Source organism: Pseudomonas sp. GW821-FHT07F05, assembly GCF_059418765.1.
The window spans coordinates 252,767-269,245 of record NZ_JBWKQL010000003.1; the positions used below are offsets into that span (position 1 = coordinate 252,767).

Consider the following 16,479-nt stretch of genomic DNA (forward strand, 5'->3'; position numbering starts at 1 on the left):
GAGGCCGCCAGTTTGCCGCATCTGGTGGGGATGGGCAAAGCGGCGCGGGCGCCCGTCAGGATGACGTCTCAGGACGTATGCCAAGTGATTTCTTCTTCGCCATCAACGCTGATGCGAATCCATTGATCGGCTTCGGCGTCACTCTCTTCCTCGACCCACGTCCCCGGCGCGCAACGCACTTCAACGTTCAGCGCGGCAAAGGCGGCGCGGGCGCAGACGATATCGTCTTCCCACGGGGTTTTGTCGCTGTCCAGGCACAGGCTGTTCCACTTGCCGACGGCCTTGGGAATCCAGGTGACGGGCACGTCGCCCGCCTGGCATTTCCAGGTCTGGCCTTTCTGCGTCCATTCGGTGCAAGGGCCGATGGCCGCGGTCAGCCAGGCAGTGATCGCCTTGTGGTCAACGTCAGCGTCTTTCAGGTAAATCTCGATATCGGGTTGGCGCATGGATGCCTCTTGGTTGTGCTGGAAAATCCACTCGCGGATTCAGTCTGTTCGGGTGCTTCGAGCCGTCAGTTCAGGACGAAATAATCGTAGCGCATGGACACCGTGACCTCGAACGGCTCGGCCTCCTCGATCACGTTCGCACGACGTTCGGCACTGGCGCGCCAGCCGTGGGGCGTCATGGCCAGCAGATTGGCACGGGCCTGGCCGTCCACCAGTGTCAGGGTGAAACGCAACGTTTCACTGTGCTGCAGACTCATCCCTTCCGGCACCAGCGCCAGGTGCTTGTCATCGCTGTAATCGCGGACTTCGTCGTACAGGCGCTGTCGCAATTCCATCAGGTGATCGTTGGTCGGTCCTACACGCATCAAGCCGCCGCCCGGCGACAGCAGACGCTTGGCCTCGGCCCAGTCCAGCGGGCTGAACACGCTGGCGATGAACTGCATGCTCGCCTCCGGCAGTGGCACGCGCGCCATGCTGGCAATCAACCACGTGATGTTCGGGTCACGCTTGCAGGCGCGCTTCACCGCTTCGCGGGAGATGTCCAGCGCGTAGCCGTCTGCGTCGGGCAGACCCTGGGCGATCTGGGCGGTGTAATAGCCCTCGCCGCACCCGATGTCGAGCCAGTGCGCGGGGGCACGCTCGGCAGCCAGTTCGGCGAGACGCTTGGCAACTGGCGCGTAATGCCCGGCGTTGAGGAAGTCGCGCCGCGCCTCGACCATGGCCTGATTGTCGCCAGGGTCGCGGCTGTTCTTGTGCTGCACGGGCAGCAGATTCAGATACCCCTGACGGGCGCGGTCGAAGCGGTGCCCGGCGGGGCACACAACGCCGTTATCCGCTGAATCGAGCGGGGCGGAGCAGATCGGGCAGGTCAGCATCAGGCGAGCAACTTGACCAGGGTCTGGTAGTAGATCTCGGTCAGCACGTCGAGATCGCTGGCGAGGATGCGTTCATTGACCTGATGGATCGTCGCATTGACCGGCCCCAGTTCGACCACTTGGGTGCCGAGGGTGGCGATGAAGCGACCGTCCGACGTACCGCCGCTGGTGGAAGCGCGGGTCTCGCGGCCGGTGACGTGTTTAATGCTCGCCGACACCGCGTCCAGAAGCGCGCCCGGTTCGGTGAGGAACGGCAGGCCGGACAGCGCCCATTCCACGTGCCAGTCCAGGTCGTGCTTGTCGAGAATCGCGGCGACGCGTTGCTTGAGGCCTTCGACGGTGGATTCGGTGGAGAAACGGAAATTGAACACCGCCACCAGATCCCCCGGGATCACGTTGGTGGCGCCGGTGCCGGAATTCAGGTTGGAAATCTGGAAGCTGGTCGGCGGGAAGAAGTCATTGCCGTTGTCCCAGTGCTCGGCAGCCAGCTCAGCCAGCGCAGGCGCTGCCAGATGAATAGGGTTCTTCGCCAGATGCGGGTAGGCGACGTGGCCCTGAATGCCTTTGACGGTGAGGGTTGCGCCCAGTGAGCCGCGACGGCCGTTCTTGACCACATCGCCCACCAGCGTCGTGCTCGACGGTTCGCCAACGATGCACCAGTCGAGACGTTCCTTGCGCGCCGCCAGACGCTCGACCACCGCTTTGGTGCCGTGGTGGGCCGGGCCTTCTTCATCGCTGGTGATCAGGTAGGCCACTTTGCCCTTGTGGTTCGGGTGATCGGCGACGAAACGCTCGGTGGCGACAATCATCGACGCCAGGCTCCCTTTCATGTCCGCCGCGCCACGGCCGCAGAGCATGCCGTCTTCGTCGATCAGCGCGCTGAACGGATCATTCTGCCAGGCCTGAACCGGGCCGGTCGGCACCACATCGGTGTGACCGGCGAAGCACAACACCGGACCGTCCTGACTGCCGTGGGTGGCCCAGAAGTTGTCCACATCCTGAATGCGCATCGGCTCCAGGGCAAAACCGGCATCGCTCAGGCGTTTCATCATCACGGCTTGGCAGTCGGCGTCCAGTGGCGTGACGGATGGGCGACGGATCAGGTCGCAGGCGAGTTGCAGCGTGGGCGAGAGGTCGGCTGGGGCTGTCATGAAAGGTCCGAGATATTGAGTGAAGGCAAGGCGATAAACCGGCGAATAGCTTAAAGCAAAACGGCGACCCGAAGGCCGCCGTTTAGTACAGCGCCCCATTGTTTCAGGCGGTAGCGGGTTCGTCTGCCGGTTTTGGTTTCGGCAGTGAAGACAGAAACGCCATGACCAGCGCCGCCAGATACGGCAGCGATTGCACCAGCAGCATGATGACCCAGAAGCGCATATCGTTGCTCGGCAGACCCTGCACCAGACAGATGCCCAACGCGGCGCCCCACAGCATCAGCATGATGAACAGCTCTTCGCGGGCCTCGGAAATCGCCACCAGCAAGCCATGGCTTTCGGCGTTTTTCGGGGTGCGGAAGAACGGGATGCTGGTGGTGAAGAACCCGTACAGCACCGCTTTGGCGATGGTGTGGGATAACGCCAGTCCCGCAAGCGCCGCATAGAACGCGTCCGTGAGGTTCACGCCCACGGCGCGACGGTACAGAAAGATGATCTTGCCGACCTTGAAGAAGAACAGCGCCAGCGGCGGAATCGCGAAAATAAGCAGCGGCGGGTCAACACGGTTGGGCACGATGATCATCGCCGACGACCAGAGCAGTGCGCCGACCGTAAAGAAGATATTCATGCCATCGGCCACCCACGGCAGCCAGCCCGCGAGGAAGTGATAACGCTGGCCGCGGGTCAGCTCGGTGTCCTTGCCACGCAGCAGGCTGGCGGCGTGACGCTTGATGATCTGAATGGCGCCATAGGCCCAGCGGAAACGCTGCTTCTTGAAGTCGATGAAGGTGTCGGGCATCAAGCCCTTGCCGAAGCTGTTGTGGGCGTACGCGGCCGAATAGCCTTTTTCGAACACGCGCAGGCCCAGCTCGGCGTCTTCACAGATGCACCAGTCCGCCCAGCCCAGTTCTTCCAGGACCGATCGACGGGTCATGGTCATGGTGCCGTGCTGAATGATCGCATCGCGGTCATTGCGGGTGACCATGCCGATGTAGAAGAAGCCTTTGTATTCCGAGTAGCAGAGCTTCTTGAACGCACTTTCGTGCTGATCGCGGTAGTCCTGCGGCGACTGCACCACGGCGATTTTCGGATCGGCGAAGTGCGGAACCATGTGCTTGAGCCAGTTGCGGTCGACGCAGTAATCCGAGTCGATGACGGCAATTACTTCGGCGTCTGGCGCGGTGTGCGGGATCAGGTAGTTCAGGGCGCCGCCCTTGAACCCGGCCAGCGGTGCGACGTGGAAAAACTTGAAGCGCGGGCCGAGCATTTCACAGTGGGCCTTGACCGGCTCCCACACGGCGGGGTCCTTGGTGTTGTTGTCAATCAGCAACACTTCGAAATCCGGGTAATCCAGCGCGGCCAGCGCGTTGAGGGTCTGTTTGACCATCTCCGGCGGCTCGTTGTAGCAGGGCACGTGAATTGACACTTTCGGTCTGTAGGCCGAATCCCCTTCAACGGGCAGGAATTCGCGACGACGCTTGTGCGTCCACACCGCTTCGGCCAGTTCGTGGGCCTCCGTCAGCAGCACGATGAACACGCCGAACGCGCCCAGCGCCAGTAAAAATCCTACGAGCAGACTGAACCAGGTGCTGTATTGCTGGCTGTAGTCGTAGCCGATCCAGACCAGAACCGAACCGCAGAGGAAGGCGATAAAGGTCAGGAATGTGCGGCCACGCTGACGCAGCGCCGAGCCGTCAATCAGCAGCAAGGCGAGGGCCAGCATTGCCAACACTGCCGAGCCGATTGCCAGCACGCGCCACTGTGGGATCGCGACTACCGGGCCTTCGAAATTGAATTTCTGCTGGCGGGCGGCGTTGTACACGCCCCAATAGGCACCAACCGATCCTTCGTCGCTGGCTTTCCACGGCTGATCGAAGGCCTCGATCACGAAGTAGTTGAAGCCCTGACGGTTGAGCTTGTTGACCAGCGTGCGCAGGTAAACCGCCTGATCCGCCTGGGTGGCGTCCGCACCGCCGCGCATGTGGCCATTGCTCGGCCAGCCGACCTCAGAGAGCAGCAGCGGCTTTTTCGGGAACATGCGTTTCAGTTCGCGGGCGCGGTCGAGCACGTACTGCCCGGCTTTATCCATCGGGATGTATTCCCAGTACGGCAGGATGTGCGCGGCGATCAGGTCAACGTGCTTGGCCAGTTCCGGGTACTTCTCCCAGATATGCCACTGCTCGGACGTGGTCACCGGGACTTTGACGGCGGCGCGCACGCGATCGAGCGCGGCCATCAGGTCTTTGGGTTTGATCTCTTCGCGGTACAGCGCTTCGTTGCCGACCACCACGCGAACCACACTGCGCGTTGTATTCGCCAGCTCGATCGCCGTGGTGATCTCGCGTTCGTTGCGCTCCAGGTCCGGGCTGATCCAGATACCGAGGGTCACCCGCAGGCCGAATTCCTCGGCCAGCTTGGGGATGTCCTTGAGCGTGCCGTCCACCGAGTAGATACGGATGTTGTCCGTCTGCTTGCTCATCAACTCCAGGTCCTGACGCATTTCTTCGTCGGACGGGTAGAGATCTTTTTGTGGATTCTGGCCCAGCCGGAAAGGCGAATAGGAAAAGCCGGAGATCTGCTCCGGCCAGTTGGGCGCGGTGACGGGGCGGTTGATCAGCGCCCAGAAGCCGGTAAACAGCGCAGCAATCGCCACGACGACCACGAGGTTGAGTCCAAATTTACGCGATGACATAGATGCTTCAGGTTCCAAGAGGGGAACGGGGAGGAGTGACAGGGTACAGCGGGCCAGAACTTTGGCAACCGACACGTGTTGAAGTTCTGTTCGGCCATGCCTGTAGGGCTTTGCGTGTTCGTGGGTGGCTTGTGGGGAACGGGGCGACTTTCAGACCAAACGAGTGCCACTCAGCGCTTTGCGAATCGCCGCCATGGCCTATAATGCGCGCCGGTTTTTTGGGGTATTGGTCATGAGCACAGAAGATCCGCGTTTCGCTGGCGTTGCCCGTCTGTACGGCATCGAGGGCCTGGAACGCCTGCGCGCGGCCCATGTGGCGGTGGTCGGCATCGGCGGCGTGGGTTCCTGGGCGGCGGAAGCCATGGCGCGCTGTGGCGTGGGCGAGATTTCCCTGTTTGATCTGGACGACGTCTGCGTCAGTAACAGCAACCGCCAGTTGCACGCACTGAGCAGCACCGTTGGCCGCGCCAAGGTCGAGGTCATGGCCGACCGCCTGCGTGAGATCAATCCCGATTGCGTCCTTCATGCCGTCGCCGACTTCGTCACTCGCGACACCATGGCCGAATACATCACGCCGGACATTGACTGCGTGCTCGACTGCATCGACAGCGTCAACGCCAAGGCCGCGCTGATCGCCTGGTGCAAACGGCGCAAGATCCAGATCATCACCACCGGCGGCGCAGGCGGGCAGATCGACCCGACCCTGATTCAGGTCTGCGACCTCAACCGCACGTTCAACGACCCGTTGGCGTCGAAGGTGCGCTCGACCCTGCGCCGGGACTACGGCTTTTCCCGCACCGTCACCCGCCATTACAGCGTGCCGTGCGTGTTCTCCACCGAGCAACTGCGCTACCCCAAGCCGGACGGCAGCATCTGCCTGCAGAAAAGCTTCGTCGGCGACGGCGTGAAGCTGGACTGCGCAGGTGGTTTCGGCGCGGTGATGATGGTCACTGCCACATTCGGGATGGTCGCCGCGACCAAAGCCGTGGACAAAATCGTCGCCGGCGTGCGACGGCCGTCGGAGCGCGCCAAGGCGCAGCCAACGGCCTGAAGGTCGAGGCGTGGGAGCAATCTTGCTGACGCCTTCTTTGTGAACCGCCGCCGATAGTCCTGCAAATGAACGACCTGTGGGAGCGAGCTTGCTCGCGAAGAGGCCGGTACATCCGCTATATATCCAGCAGTTGAACGATTCTTTCGTGAGCAAGCTCGCTCCACCAAGTCTCATGTTTGCTGCGCAACAGCGCGGCGCCTGGACGACGGGGAATTTCTACCGTGCGAGCTGCCGCATCTTCTGCAGCACCGCATTCAGCCCGTTGCTGCGGGATGCCGACAGCTGACGGCTCAAGCCCAGCTGCGTGAACCACTCAGCCAGATCCACCTGCTGCAGTTCTTGCAACGACAGGCCGTTGACCCGGGCCAGCAGCAACGCCACCAGACCCCGAATCAAGCGCGCGTCACTGGCGGCGCGGAACTGCCAGTGGCCGTCGATCACGTCGCCCACCAGCCAGACCTTGCTCTCGCAGCCGTCTACCAAATGCTCGTCGGTCTTTTCATCGTCGCTCATGGGGGGAAGGCGGTCTCCCCATTGCATTAGCAATCGTGCGCGCTGCTCCCAGCTCAGTGACCCGTTGAAGGTTTCCAGCGCGGTGCGGGCATCGGTCGGCAGGCTCATCGCAACAACTCCAGCGCTTGATCCAGTGCGGTGAAAAATCGCTCCAGGTCCCCGGAATCGTTGTACAGCCCCAGCGACACCCGAATCGCGCCTGAGAGGCCCAAGCCACTGATCAACGGAATGGCGCAGTGGTGACCGGCGCGAACCGCGACGCCTTGCTCGGTCAGCAGGTGCGCAAGATCGGCGTTGTGCACGCCCTCGACCACGAAACTCACCAGCGCCACATGGGGATCCCCCAGCACCTGCACACCGTCGCGCAGCATCAATCCGGCGCGCAACCGCTCATGCAGGCACGCTTCGTATTCGGCGACGGCGGACTGATTGAGGCCATTGAGGTAGTCCAGCGTGGCACCGAGGCCGATCACCGCGCTGATGGGCGGCGTGCCCGCTTCGAAGCCCAGCGGCGCAGGGCGAAAGGTTGCCGTCTGATAGCCGGTCTGCAGGACCATCTCGCCGCCGAACTGCCAATGCTGCAACTGCGCCAATGCGTCCTGTCGCCCGAACAGCACGCCCACGCCATCCGGGCCATAGAGCTTGTGGCTGGAAAACACATAGAAGTCGCAGCCGATGTCCTGCACATCGTGTCGGCCATGGACGACACCCTGGGCGCCATCAATCACCGTCAGCGCGCCCTGGGCCTGGGCCAGCGCGACCAGTTGCCGAACCGGCTGCCAGGTGCCGAGCACGTTGGACAACTGACTGACCGCCAGCAAACGGGTGCGTGAAGTGATCAGCCCGGCGGCGGCCTCTACATCAATCACGCCGGCCTCGGTGACGGGCAGCACCACCAGCTTCAGGTCGCGACGCAGGGCCAGTTGCTGCCAGGGCAACAGATTGGCGTGATGCTCCAGGGCGCTGATGACAATCTCGTCGCCGGCCTGAAACACGTGCTCCAGGCCGTAAGCGAGCAAGTTGAACGCGGACGTGGCGCCGTGGGTGAAAACGATCTGCCCGGACGCTCCGGCATTCAGCCATTCGCCGGCCTTGCGTCGCGTGTCCTCGAAGCCCTGGGTCGCCATGGCGCCCGGCAGGTGCTGGGCGCGATGCACATTCGCTGCGCCGTTGGCGTAGTAATGCACCGTGGCGTCGATCAGGGCGTGGGGCTTTTGTGCGGTGGCGGCGCTGTCCAGGTAGGTCTGGCCTTGCCGTTGCAGGGCGTCGATGGCCGGAAAGTCAGCGCGCCAGGGAGAAATGAGGGGCATATCAGTCACGCTCGTTGAGGCGGACTCGGAGCCCCGAGGGACACCGAACCCGCACGCAGCATCGATCAGTTGTGAGCGTGCAGCGCTTCGTTCAGCTCGATGGCCGACTTGTGGGATTTGCACTCCACCGCGCCGGTCTGCGAGTTGCGACGGAACAACAGGTCCGGTTGACCGGCCAGCTCACGAGCCTTGACGACCTTGACCAGCTCGTTTTTGTCGTCCAGCAGCGCCACTTTGGTGCCGGCGGTAACGTACAGACCGGCTTCAACGGTGTTGCGATCGCCCAACGGAATGCCGATGCCGGCGTTCGCGCCGATCAGGCAGCCTTCGCCGACCTTTATCACCATGTTGCCGCCGCCCGACAGCGTGCCCATGGTCGAGCAACCGCCGCCCAGGTCCGAACCCTTGCCGACGAACACGCCAGCCGACACGCGACCTTCGATCATGCCCGGGCCTTCGGTGCCGCCGTTGAAGTTGACGAAACCTTCGTGCATCACGGTGGTGCCTTCGCCGATGTAGGCGCCCAGACGTACGCGCGCGGTGTCAGCGATGCGCACACCGGCCGGCACGACGTAGTCAGTCATTTTCGGGAATTTGTCCACCGAGAAGACCTCTAGAAAATGGCCTTTCAGGCGGGCTTCCAGCTGACGCTCGGCCAGTTCGCCCAGGTCGATGGCGCCCTGGCTGGTCCACGCGACGTTCGGCAGCAGCGGGAACACGCCGGCCAGGCTCAAACCGTGGGGCTTGACCAGTCGATGGGACAGCAGATGCAGCTTGAGGTAAGCCTCGGGGGTGGAGGTCAGTGCGGTGTCTTCGGCCAGCAGCGTGGCAACCAGAGGGTTGTGGCTCTCGGCGAGTCGGGTCAGCAGCGCGGCCTGGGCGTCGTCGACGCCTTTGAGGGCATTGGCCAGACGCGAGGACAGATCGGTGTTGAATGCGATGGCCTGATTGCCACCGGTGTAGCCCAGGATCGGCGCGATGGCGGCGACGATTTCAGCCGACGGGTTGAGCAGCGGCAGGGCGTAGAAAACTTCCAGCCAGGTGCCTTGACGGTTTTGTGTGCCAACGCCAAAGGCCAGGCTGAACAGAGAAGTGGACATGCAGATACCTCGTTATTTAGGGCTATCTCAATCAGGCGATAGCCGCAGCGTACAGTTCGGGTTTGAAGCCAATCAGGGTTTTGTCGCCAAGATCCAGCACCGGGCGCTTGATCATCGAGGGCTGAGCGAGCATCAGCTCAATGGCCTTTTCCTGATCGAGGTCGGCTTTCTGCGCCTCGTCCAGTTTGCGAAAGGTCGTGCCGGCGCGGTTGAGTACCGTCTGCCAGCCATGCTCATTGCACCAACGGGTCAGGTGGTCGCGATCGATGCCTTGGGTCTTGTAGTCGTGGAAATCGTAATTCACCGATTTTTCATCGAGCCAGGTGCGCGCCTTCTTCATCGTGTCGCACGCCTTGATCCCAAACAGGTGCAACGTGTGGGTTTCCTTGGCCATGGGCCTGCTCCTTTCGGGACGGTTGAAAAAAACGGTGGAGGATTATGCCACGTACACGCCGGGTAAGCGCGGCGGGCCGACGCTTTGTCCATTTGAGGCAGGTTTACGGGCGATGAACGCTGGCGACGCCGGCCGACCACGACTGATGTATCAACACCCCATGACCATCACAGCCGCCAAGAGGGGCACTTTGCCGGACGCATCGGGTCTGTTGCCGATGTCAGTCATGAGTCAACGCTTGGGGAAACACGCAATGCAAACAGCCTATACCGTCCTTATCTTGTTGACGCTGGTAGGTGTCTCGCGATTGCTCGCCCGGTTGATTCCGCTGCCGTTGCCGCTGGTGCAGATCGCCGCGGGCGCCTTGCTGGCCTGGCCGACCCTGGGCCTGCACGTGGCGCTCGACCCTGAGCTGTTCCTGTTTCTGTTCCTGCCGCCGCTGCTGTTTTCCGATGGCTGGCGGATGCCCAAGCGCGACCTCTGGCGCTACCGCGGCGCGATTCTGACCCTCGCGGTCGGGCTGGTGATTTTTACGGTGATCGGCGCCGGTTACTTCATCCACTGGCTGCTGCCTTCAATTCCCTTGCCCGTCGCGTTTGCGCTGGCGGCCGTGCTGTCGCCGACGGACGCCGTAGCGGTCTCGGCCATCGCCCAGGACCGGCTGCCCGCGCCGATCATGCGCATGCTCCAGGGCGAAGCATTAATGAATGACGCGACCGGCCTGGTCACTTTCAAGTTCGCGCTGGCAGCCGCCATCACCGGGGTGTTTTCCCTGACCGATGCCAGCCTGAATTTCGTGCTGGTCGCCTGCGGCGGTCTGGCCGTGGGCGTTGCGCTGAGTTGGGTGGTGGGTCGCCTGCGCAGCTGGATGATCACCCGGGGCTGGGATGATCCAGCGACCCACGTCGTCTTCATGTTGCTGCTGCCGTTCGCCGCTTACGTGCTGGCCGAGCGCCTTGAGCTGTCCGGAATTCTCTCGGCGGTGGCGGCAGGGATGATGCAAAGCTGGGTCGATCTGCTGCCGCGCCAGACCACCACCCGATTGCTGAATCGCAGCGTGTGGACCCTCTTGGAGTTTGCGTTCAACGGCCTGATCTTCCTGCTGCTGGGCTTGCAGTTGCCGGACATCATCACCGCCGTTACCCATCACGAAGCCACCCTGTGGCCGACCCTGTTGTGGCGGTGCCTTGACGTGCTGGTAATCTTCGTCGTGCTGGCGGCGCTGCGTTTCATCTGGGTGCAAAGCGTCTGGCGGCTGATGATCCAGATCCGGCGCTGGCGCGGCAGGGGCGACGGCACCCTGGATCTGTCGACCCGGTCGTCATTGCTGCTGACCGTGGGCGGGGTGCGCGGTGCTGTCACGCTCGCGGGTACGTTGTCGGTGCCGATGCTGATCAGCGCCGGCGTCGACTTTCCCGAGCGGGACTTGCTGATTTTCATTGCCGCCGGGGTGATTCTGCTGTCGCTGGTGTCGGCGAGCATTGGCTTGCCGGTGCTCCTGCGTGGGCAGGTCAGTGAGCCGGACATGCGCATGAAGCGCGAAGTGCGAGAAGCCTGGAAGCGCACGGCTCAGGCGGCGATTCAGACACTGGAGAACGAGGCGATCCCGGCAGCGACGGATTCGCCCGACGCCGCGCAAGCGGTCCTCGCCATGGAAGTGAAGGCGCGGATCATGTCCGAATACCGCCAGCGTCTGGATATCTTCAATGACACCGCCGAGGCTCAGGCCCTGGCGTTTCAAATGGATCAACTGGAAAAGCGCATGCGCCTTAACGCCCTGCGTGCTCAGCGCCTGAAGCTGTACGACCTGCACCGCCATCACCAGATCGGCGACGACGTGCTGCGCCTGGTGCTGGCAGAACTCGATTTGAACGAAGCCAATCTGGGTCTGGCGCACTGAAGCTGCAGGCTGGCCTCAGTGCGCCAGGTATCACCGGCTCGTCACGAAATCCCGGATGCGCTGCGCGGCTTCGATGCACTCGGCCAGCGGTGCAACCAGTGCCATGCGCACCCGACCGGCGCCGGGATTGAAGCCTTCGACCTCGCGGGACAGGTAGGAGCCTGGCACCACCGTCACGTGCTGGGTGACGAACAGGTCCCGGCAGAACGCCGCGTCATCAGTCCCGACGCTGGGCCACAGATAGAAACCGCCGTCCGGGTGTTGCACGTCCATGACCGGGCTAAGGATTTCCAGCACGGCGTCAAACTTTTCCCGGTACAGCGTGCGGTTGGCGCGCACGTGTTCTTCATCGCTCCAGGCCGCGATGCTTGCCAGTTGCGTCTGCACCGGCATCGCGCAGCCGTGGTAGGTGCGGTAGAGCAGAAACGCCTTGAGAATCTCGGCATCGCCGGCGACGAAACCCGAGCGCAGGCCCGGCAGATTCGAGCGCTTTGACAGGCTGTGGAAGACCACGCAGCGCTTGAAATCCTGGCGACCCAGTTCGGCGCAGGCGCTAAGCAGGCCGGGCGGCGGGGTCGCTTCGTCGAAATACAACTCGCTGTAGCACTCGTCCGCGGCAATCACGAAATCGTGCTTGTCGGCCAGGGCGATGAGCTTCTTCAAGGTTTCCACCGGGATCAGCGCACCGGTCGGGTTGCCCGGCGAGCACAGGAACAGAATCTGGCAGCGGTCCCAGACATCAGCGCTGACCGCGTCGAAATCCGGGTTGAAACCGTGCTCGGCCAGGCACGGCAGATAGTGCGGAGTGGCGCCGGCCAGAAACGCCGCGCCTTCATAGATTTGGTAGAACGGGTTGGGGCTGACCACCAAGCCGTTGTCAGCGCGGTTGACGACCGTCTGGGTAAAGGCGAACAGCGCCTCACGGGTGCCGTTGACGGGCAGCACGTGTTTCGCTGCATCCAGCCAGCCGGCAGGCACGCTGAAACGGCGCTCGCACCATGTGGCGATGGCTTCACGCAACGCAGGAAGTCCGGCCGTGGTCGGGTAGACCGCCATCTGATCGAGGTTGTCGGCCAGCGCCTTGGCGACGAACTCCGGCGATTTGTGCTTGGGTTCGCCGATCGACAGGGCGATCGGACGTTTGTCCGGATTCGGCGTAACGGCACCGAGCAACGCGCGAAGTTTCTCGAAAGGGTAGGGCTGAAGCTGCTGCAGGGCGTTATTCATGTCGAATCGTTCTCAAGGCTGGGCGCCCGCACTCGTGTACACGATGTGGCAGGGCGCCGTTGAATCAAGTCGTTAAGTCGTGCCGTCCTGGCGGATTCAAATGCTGATGCGCAACTCGCTGCCGGGCTCGGGATTGACGCTGAGCTGCTCGACGATTTCATCCTGCAGGCGTCGGCACAGCTGTGGGTCGGACAGCGGCTGGTGGTTTTCATCGGTCAGGAAGAACACGTCTTCCACGCGCTCGCCCAACGTGGCGATCTTGGCGTTCTGCAACGACAGATCGAACTCCAGGAAGATCTTGCCCAGTCGCGCCAGCAGTCCAGGTCGATCCGGCGCACTGAGTTCCAGCACCGTGACCGGCCGTTGTGCGTCGTTGGAAATCGTCACCACGGGCGCGAAGGCAAAGTGCTTGAGCTGACGCGGTACGCGGCGCTTGATGATGGTCGGGTAATCGTCGGGGTTGCGCAGCGCCTCGGTCAGGCCCTCGCGAATGGCCTTGATGCGCTCCGGATTGTCACCGATCGAACCGCCTTCGCTGTCGAGCACGATGTAGGTGTCGAGGGTGAACTGGCTGGTGGACGTGATGACCCGGGCGTCGTGAATGTTCAGGTTCAGCTGGTCCATGGCCGCCACGGTCACGGCGAAGAAGTCGTGCTGGTCGGGCGCATAGATGAAGATCTGCGTGCCGCCTTCGAACTCGCGCTGGGTGGTTTCCTTGATCAGCACCAACGGGCCGCCATCGGCTGGCTGCTGCAAAATCGCGTCGCTGTGCCAGGCCACGTCGCCGGCGGTGTGACGCAGGAAATAGTCATCACCCAGTTGCGACCACAGTTGCTCGACGTCGTCGGGATCAGTGCCGCTGCGCACCAGAATATCCAGGGCGGCGCTTTGCGTGCGACGGATCTGCTCCTCGCGGTCGACCGGGTTCTCCAGCCCACGCTTGAGCGCGCGCTTTGTCTCGGTGTACAGCTGGCGCAGCAGGCTGGCCCGCCACGAGTTCCACAGCGTCGGATTGGTCGCGTTGATGTCGGCGATGGTCAGCACATAGAGGTAGTCCAGGTGCACTTCATCGCCGACGAACTGGGCGAAGTCGTGAATCACCTGCGGGTCGGACAAGTCCTTGCGCTGGGCGGTGGTCGACATCACCAGATGGTTCTGCACCAGCCAGACAATCAGCTGGGTGTCCCAATTGGGCAGGTGATGACGAATGCCAAACGCTTCGGCATCCACCGCGCCCAGTTCCGAGTGATCGCCGCCGCGGCCCTTGCCGATGTCGTGATAAAGCCCGGCCAGGTAAATAAGCTCGGGCTTGGGCAGCTTGGCCATAAGCTTGCTGGCCAGCGGGAATTTCTCTGACACCTGCGTGTATTGCAGCTTACGCAGGTGCTTGATCAGGTTCAGCGTGTGGGCATCGACCGTGTAGATGTGGAACAGGTCGTGCTGCATCTGCCCGACGATATGGCCGAACTCCGGCAGGTACAGGCCGAGAATGCCGTAGCGGTTCATCCGCCGCAGATTGCGATGGATGCCGATCTCGCATTTGAACAGCTCGATGAACAGGCTGGTGTTGCGGATATCGTTGCGGAAATCGTCGTTGATCAGGTAGCGGTGTTCCCGCAGCAGCCGGATGGTGTCGGCCCGCACGCCTTTTATTTCCGGGCGCTGCGCCATCAGCACGAAGATCTCGATCATCGCGAAGGGCGTACGCTTGAAAACGTTCGGATGGGTCGCTTCGATGTAGCCGTCATGCAGCTGGAAGCGCGAGTTGATGGTCTCGGTGACCGTGCCTTCGTCGTCCGCCAGGATGACTTCTTCGAAGTGCTGAATGATCAGGTCGCTGAGCTGCGCGATGCTCATGACCACCCGGTAGTACTTCTGCATGAAGCGTTCAATGGCCAGCTTGGCGTCGCTGTCTTCGTAGCCCAGCAGGCGCGCGATACTGGTCTGGTAATCAAACAGCAGACGGTCTTCGGAACGACCGGCGAGCATGTGCAGCGCGTAACGGACCTTCCAGAGAAATTCCTGGGAGGACGCCAGCAGCGCGTTTTCGCTCTCCAGCAGAAAACCCTCGTCGGCCAGTGCGTGCAGATTCAGCGTGCCGTACTGGCGACGGGCAACCCAGAGAATGGTCTGGATATCCCGCAGGCCGCCGGGCGAGCCTTTGACGTTGGGTTCGAGGTTGTATTCGGTGTCGAAATACTTGTGATGGCGGTTCTTCTGCTCGGCGCGTTTGGCCAGGAAGAACTCTTTGCTCGGCCACATTTCGCGGGTGCTGGTGACGGCGAGCATGCGCTGACGCAGTCGCTCGGGACCGGCAATCGTGCGGCTTTCCATCAGATTCGTGATGACGGTCAGATCGGCGCGGGCTTCGGTGGCGCATTCGTCCACCGAGCGCACGCTCTGACCGACTTCCAGGCCGATGTCCCACAGCAACGTCAGAAAACGCTCGATGGAATCGCGGAAAACCTCATGATCGGCGCTGTCCAGCAGGATCAGCAGATCGATGTCGGAGTAGGGGTGCAGTTCGCCGCGACCGTAGCCGCCAACCGCCAGCAAGGCGATGTCGGCGTCTTCGCTCCAGTCGAACTGATCCCAGGCCTGCTGCAGGATGTTATCGACAAACCAGGCACGGTCTTCGATCAGCCGACGAATTTCCCGGCCGGACTTGAAGCGTCCGTCCAGCACTTCGCGCGCCTGACGGATGGCTTTCTTGAAGGCGGGTATGGGGCTGGCCTTCAGTGCCAGCTCGGCCTGAAACTGGCCGCGATCGAACAAATCTGGGTCCACCTGCGGCATCGAACTGCTTTCCTTCTATCTATACCGACCGTGCTAAACCGACCGTGCTGGCTGTACGGACCATGATGGCGAAAGACTCTGCGATCAGGCCGAGGTGCGGGCGATGGTGTCATCGCTGCGCAGGGTGAAGATCTCATAACCGGTCGCGGTCACCAGAATGGTGTGCTCCCACTGCGCCGAAAGCTTGCGATCCTTGGTGATGGCTGTCCAGCCGTCGCCCAGCAGACGCGTGTCGGCCTTGCCCTGGTTGATCATCGGCTCGATGGTGAAGGTCATGCCTTCTTTCAGCTCCACACCGTCCCCGGCCTTGCCGTAGTGCAGCACTTGTGGCTCTTCATGGAAGACCTTGCCGATGCCGTGGCCGCAGTATTCGCGGACGACCGAGAAGCCGTTCTTCTCGGCATGCTTCTGGATCACTTCGCCGATATCGCCCAAATGCGCGCCGGGCTTGACCACTTCGATGCCTTTATAAAGGCACTCCTGGGTGACGCGGGACAGACGCTCGGCCCATTCAGGCACCTGGCCTACGTGGAACATCTTGCTGGTGTCGCCGTGGTAGCCGTCCTTGATGACGGTCACGTCGATGTTCAGCACGTCACCATTCTTCAGCGGCTTCTCGTTCGGAATGCCGTGGCAAACCACGTGGTTGATCGAGGTGCAGATGGATTTCGGGAAACCCTTGTAATTCAGCGGCGCCGGAATGGCCTTCTGCTCGTTGACGATGTAATCGTGGCAGATGCGGTCCAGTTCTTCGGTGGTCACGCCAGGCTTTACATAGTCGCCGATCATTTCCAGCACGTCCGCAGCCAGGCGGCCGGCAATGCGCATCTTCTCGATGTCTTCGGGGGTTTTCAGTGTCACGGTCATTAAACAGGCTCTCTCGGCGCGGCGGGGCCACGGCTTGATACGGAAAAAACGCGATTCTACCAGACCGTCGTCAGGCGGGTTATCATCCCGTCCCCGATCGCGGAGGACAGGGTGCCTGACCGTTAACGCGAGGAGGACAAAAGCGTCGGAAAAACAG

At 62.2% G+C, this 16,479-nt stretch carries 13 protein-coding genes; 2 read left to right on the forward strand and 11 right to left on the reverse strand.

The window, feature by feature from the left end:
* Positions 1-68: 68 nt before the first annotated feature.
* From AC07RO_RS08935 to AC07RO_RS08950, 4 genes are all read right to left on the reverse strand, one after another.
* Complete coding sequence (locus AC07RO_RS08935) at positions 69-446, reverse strand: hypothetical protein (protein WP_495085857.1); 378 nt, start codon at positions 444-446, stop codon at positions 69-71.
* A 65-nt stretch (positions 447-511) separates the two neighbouring features.
* Positions 512-1,321: a putative RNA methyltransferase gene (locus tag AC07RO_RS08940; RefSeq protein WP_495085858.1), complete on the reverse strand. Its 810-nt coding sequence runs from the start codon at positions 1,319-1,321 to the stop codon at positions 512-514.
* Positions 1,321-2,472 carry a succinyl-diaminopimelate desuccinylase gene (gene dapE, locus AC07RO_RS08945; protein ID WP_192170815.1) on the reverse strand — a complete coding sequence of 384 codons (1,152 nt, stop codon included), beginning with the start codon at positions 2,470-2,472 and terminating at the stop codon, positions 1,321-1,323. The genes AC07RO_RS08940 and dapE overlap by 1 nt, the downstream gene beginning before the upstream one ends.
* 103 nt (positions 2,473-2,575) lie before the next feature.
* Positions 2,576-5,164: a glycosyltransferase family 2 protein gene (locus tag AC07RO_RS08950; RefSeq protein WP_346630073.1), complete on the reverse strand. Its 2,589-nt coding sequence runs from the start codon at positions 5,162-5,164 to the stop codon at positions 2,576-2,578.
* 232 nt (positions 5,165-5,396) lie between these two features.
* On the opposite strand from AC07RO_RS08950, the gene tcdA reads away from it, so the two are divergent.
* Positions 5,397-6,215 (forward strand): tRNA cyclic N6-threonylcarbamoyladenosine(37) synthase TcdA, encoded by an 819-nt coding sequence (gene tcdA / locus AC07RO_RS08955; RefSeq protein ID WP_495085859.1) that lies wholly within the window; start codon positions 5,397-5,399, stop codon positions 6,213-6,215.
* A 216-nt stretch (positions 6,216-6,431) separates the two neighbouring features.
* Here tcdA and AC07RO_RS08960 read toward each other — a convergent pair whose 3' ends face one another.
* The 4 genes from AC07RO_RS08960 to AC07RO_RS08975 form a co-directional block, all read right to left on the reverse strand.
* Complete coding sequence (locus AC07RO_RS08960) at positions 6,432-6,836, reverse strand: SufE family protein (RefSeq protein WP_495085860.1); 405 nt, start codon at positions 6,834-6,836, stop codon at positions 6,432-6,434.
* Positions 6,833-8,038: an aminotransferase class V-fold PLP-dependent enzyme gene (locus AC07RO_RS08965; protein WP_495085861.1), complete on the reverse strand. Its 1,206-nt coding sequence runs from the start codon at positions 8,036-8,038 to the stop codon at positions 6,833-6,835. The genes AC07RO_RS08960 and AC07RO_RS08965 overlap by 4 nt, the downstream gene beginning before the upstream one ends.
* A gap of 65 nt (positions 8,039-8,103) precedes the next feature.
* Positions 8,104-9,138, reverse strand: coding sequence for a 2,3,4,5-tetrahydropyridine-2,6-dicarboxylate N-succinyltransferase (gene dapD, locus AC07RO_RS08970; RefSeq protein ID WP_369304386.1), 1,035 nt, complete (start codon positions 9,136-9,138; stop codon positions 8,104-8,106).
* A 31-nt stretch (positions 9,139-9,169) separates the two neighbouring features.
* Positions 9,170-9,532 carry an ArsC family reductase gene (locus AC07RO_RS08975; protein WP_133772712.1) on the reverse strand — a complete coding sequence of 121 codons (363 nt, stop codon included), beginning with the start codon at positions 9,530-9,532 and terminating at the stop codon, positions 9,170-9,172.
* Positions 9,533-9,785: 253 nt separating this feature from the next.
* Here AC07RO_RS08975 and AC07RO_RS08980 point away from each other — a divergent pair, with 253 nt between their 5' ends.
* Positions 9,786-11,432 (forward strand): Na+/H+ antiporter, encoded by a 1,647-nt coding sequence (locus AC07RO_RS08980; RefSeq protein ID WP_495007856.1) that lies wholly within the window; start codon positions 9,786-9,788, stop codon positions 11,430-11,432.
* A 30-nt stretch (positions 11,433-11,462) separates the two neighbouring features.
* On the opposite strand, the gene dapC is transcribed toward AC07RO_RS08980, so the two are convergent.
* From dapC to map, 3 genes are all read right to left on the reverse strand, one after another.
* A complete protein-coding gene (gene dapC, locus AC07RO_RS08985; protein WP_495085862.1) occupies positions 11,463-12,659 on the reverse strand; it encodes a succinyldiaminopimelate transaminase in 1,197 nt (398 codons plus the stop codon).
* Between the two features lie 96 nt (positions 12,660-12,755).
* Positions 12,756-15,455 (reverse strand): [protein-PII] uridylyltransferase, encoded by a 2,700-nt coding sequence (locus AC07RO_RS08990; RefSeq protein WP_282369294.1) that lies wholly within the window; start codon positions 15,453-15,455, stop codon positions 12,756-12,758.
* 84 nt (positions 15,456-15,539) lie between these two features.
* Positions 15,540-16,322 carry a type I methionyl aminopeptidase gene (map, locus tag AC07RO_RS08995; protein WP_192170825.1) on the reverse strand — a complete coding sequence of 261 codons (783 nt, stop codon included), beginning with the start codon at positions 16,320-16,322 and terminating at the stop codon, positions 15,540-15,542.
* Positions 16,323-16,479 lie beyond the last annotated feature (157 nt).

What these genes read in the sequence shown, in the direction of transcription:
- AC07RO_RS08935 (WP_495085857.1), bottom strand. Translation starts at nt 446, where the DNA reads ATGCGCCAACCCGATATCGAGATTTACCTGAAAGACGCTGACGTTGAC.
- AC07RO_RS08940 (WP_495085858.1), bottom strand. Translation starts at nt 1,321, where the DNA reads ATGCTGACCTGCCCGATCTGCTCCGCCCCGCTCGATTCAGCGGATAAC.
- dapE (WP_192170815.1), bottom strand. Translation starts at nt 2,472, where the DNA reads ATGACAGCCCCAGCCGACCTCTCGCCCACGCTGCAACTCGCCTGCGAC.
- AC07RO_RS08950 (WP_346630073.1), bottom strand. Translation starts at nt 5,164, where the DNA reads ATGTCATCGCGTAAATTTGGACTCAACCTCGTGGTCGTCGTGGCGATT.
- tcdA (WP_495085859.1), top strand. Translation starts at nt 5,397, where the DNA reads ATGAGCACAGAAGATCCGCGTTTCGCTGGCGTTGCCCGTCTGTACGGC.
- AC07RO_RS08960 (WP_495085860.1), bottom strand. Translation starts at nt 6,836, where the DNA reads ATGAGCCTGCCGACCGATGCCCGCACCGCGCTGGAAACCTTCAACGGG.
- AC07RO_RS08965 (WP_495085861.1), bottom strand. Translation starts at nt 8,038, where the DNA reads ATGCCCCTCATTTCTCCCTGGCGCGCTGACTTTCCGGCCATCGACGCC.
- dapD (WP_369304386.1), bottom strand. Translation starts at nt 9,138, where the DNA reads ATGTCCACTTCTCTGTTCAGCCTGGCCTTTGGCGTTGGCACACAAAAC.
- AC07RO_RS08975 (WP_133772712.1), bottom strand. Translation starts at nt 9,532, where the DNA reads ATGGCCAAGGAAACCCACACGTTGCACCTGTTTGGGATCAAGGCGTGC.
- AC07RO_RS08980 (WP_495007856.1), top strand. Translation starts at nt 9,786, where the DNA reads ATGCAAACAGCCTATACCGTCCTTATCTTGTTGACGCTGGTAGGTGTC.
- dapC (WP_495085862.1), bottom strand. Translation starts at nt 12,659, where the DNA reads ATGAATAACGCCCTGCAGCAGCTTCAGCCCTACCCTTTCGAGAAACTT.
- AC07RO_RS08990 (WP_282369294.1), bottom strand. Translation starts at nt 15,455, where the DNA reads ATGCCGCAGGTGGACCCAGATTTGTTCGATCGCGGCCAGTTTCAGGCC.
- map (WP_192170825.1), bottom strand. Translation starts at nt 16,322, where the DNA reads ATGACCGTGACACTGAAAACCCCCGAAGACATCGAGAAGATGCGCATT.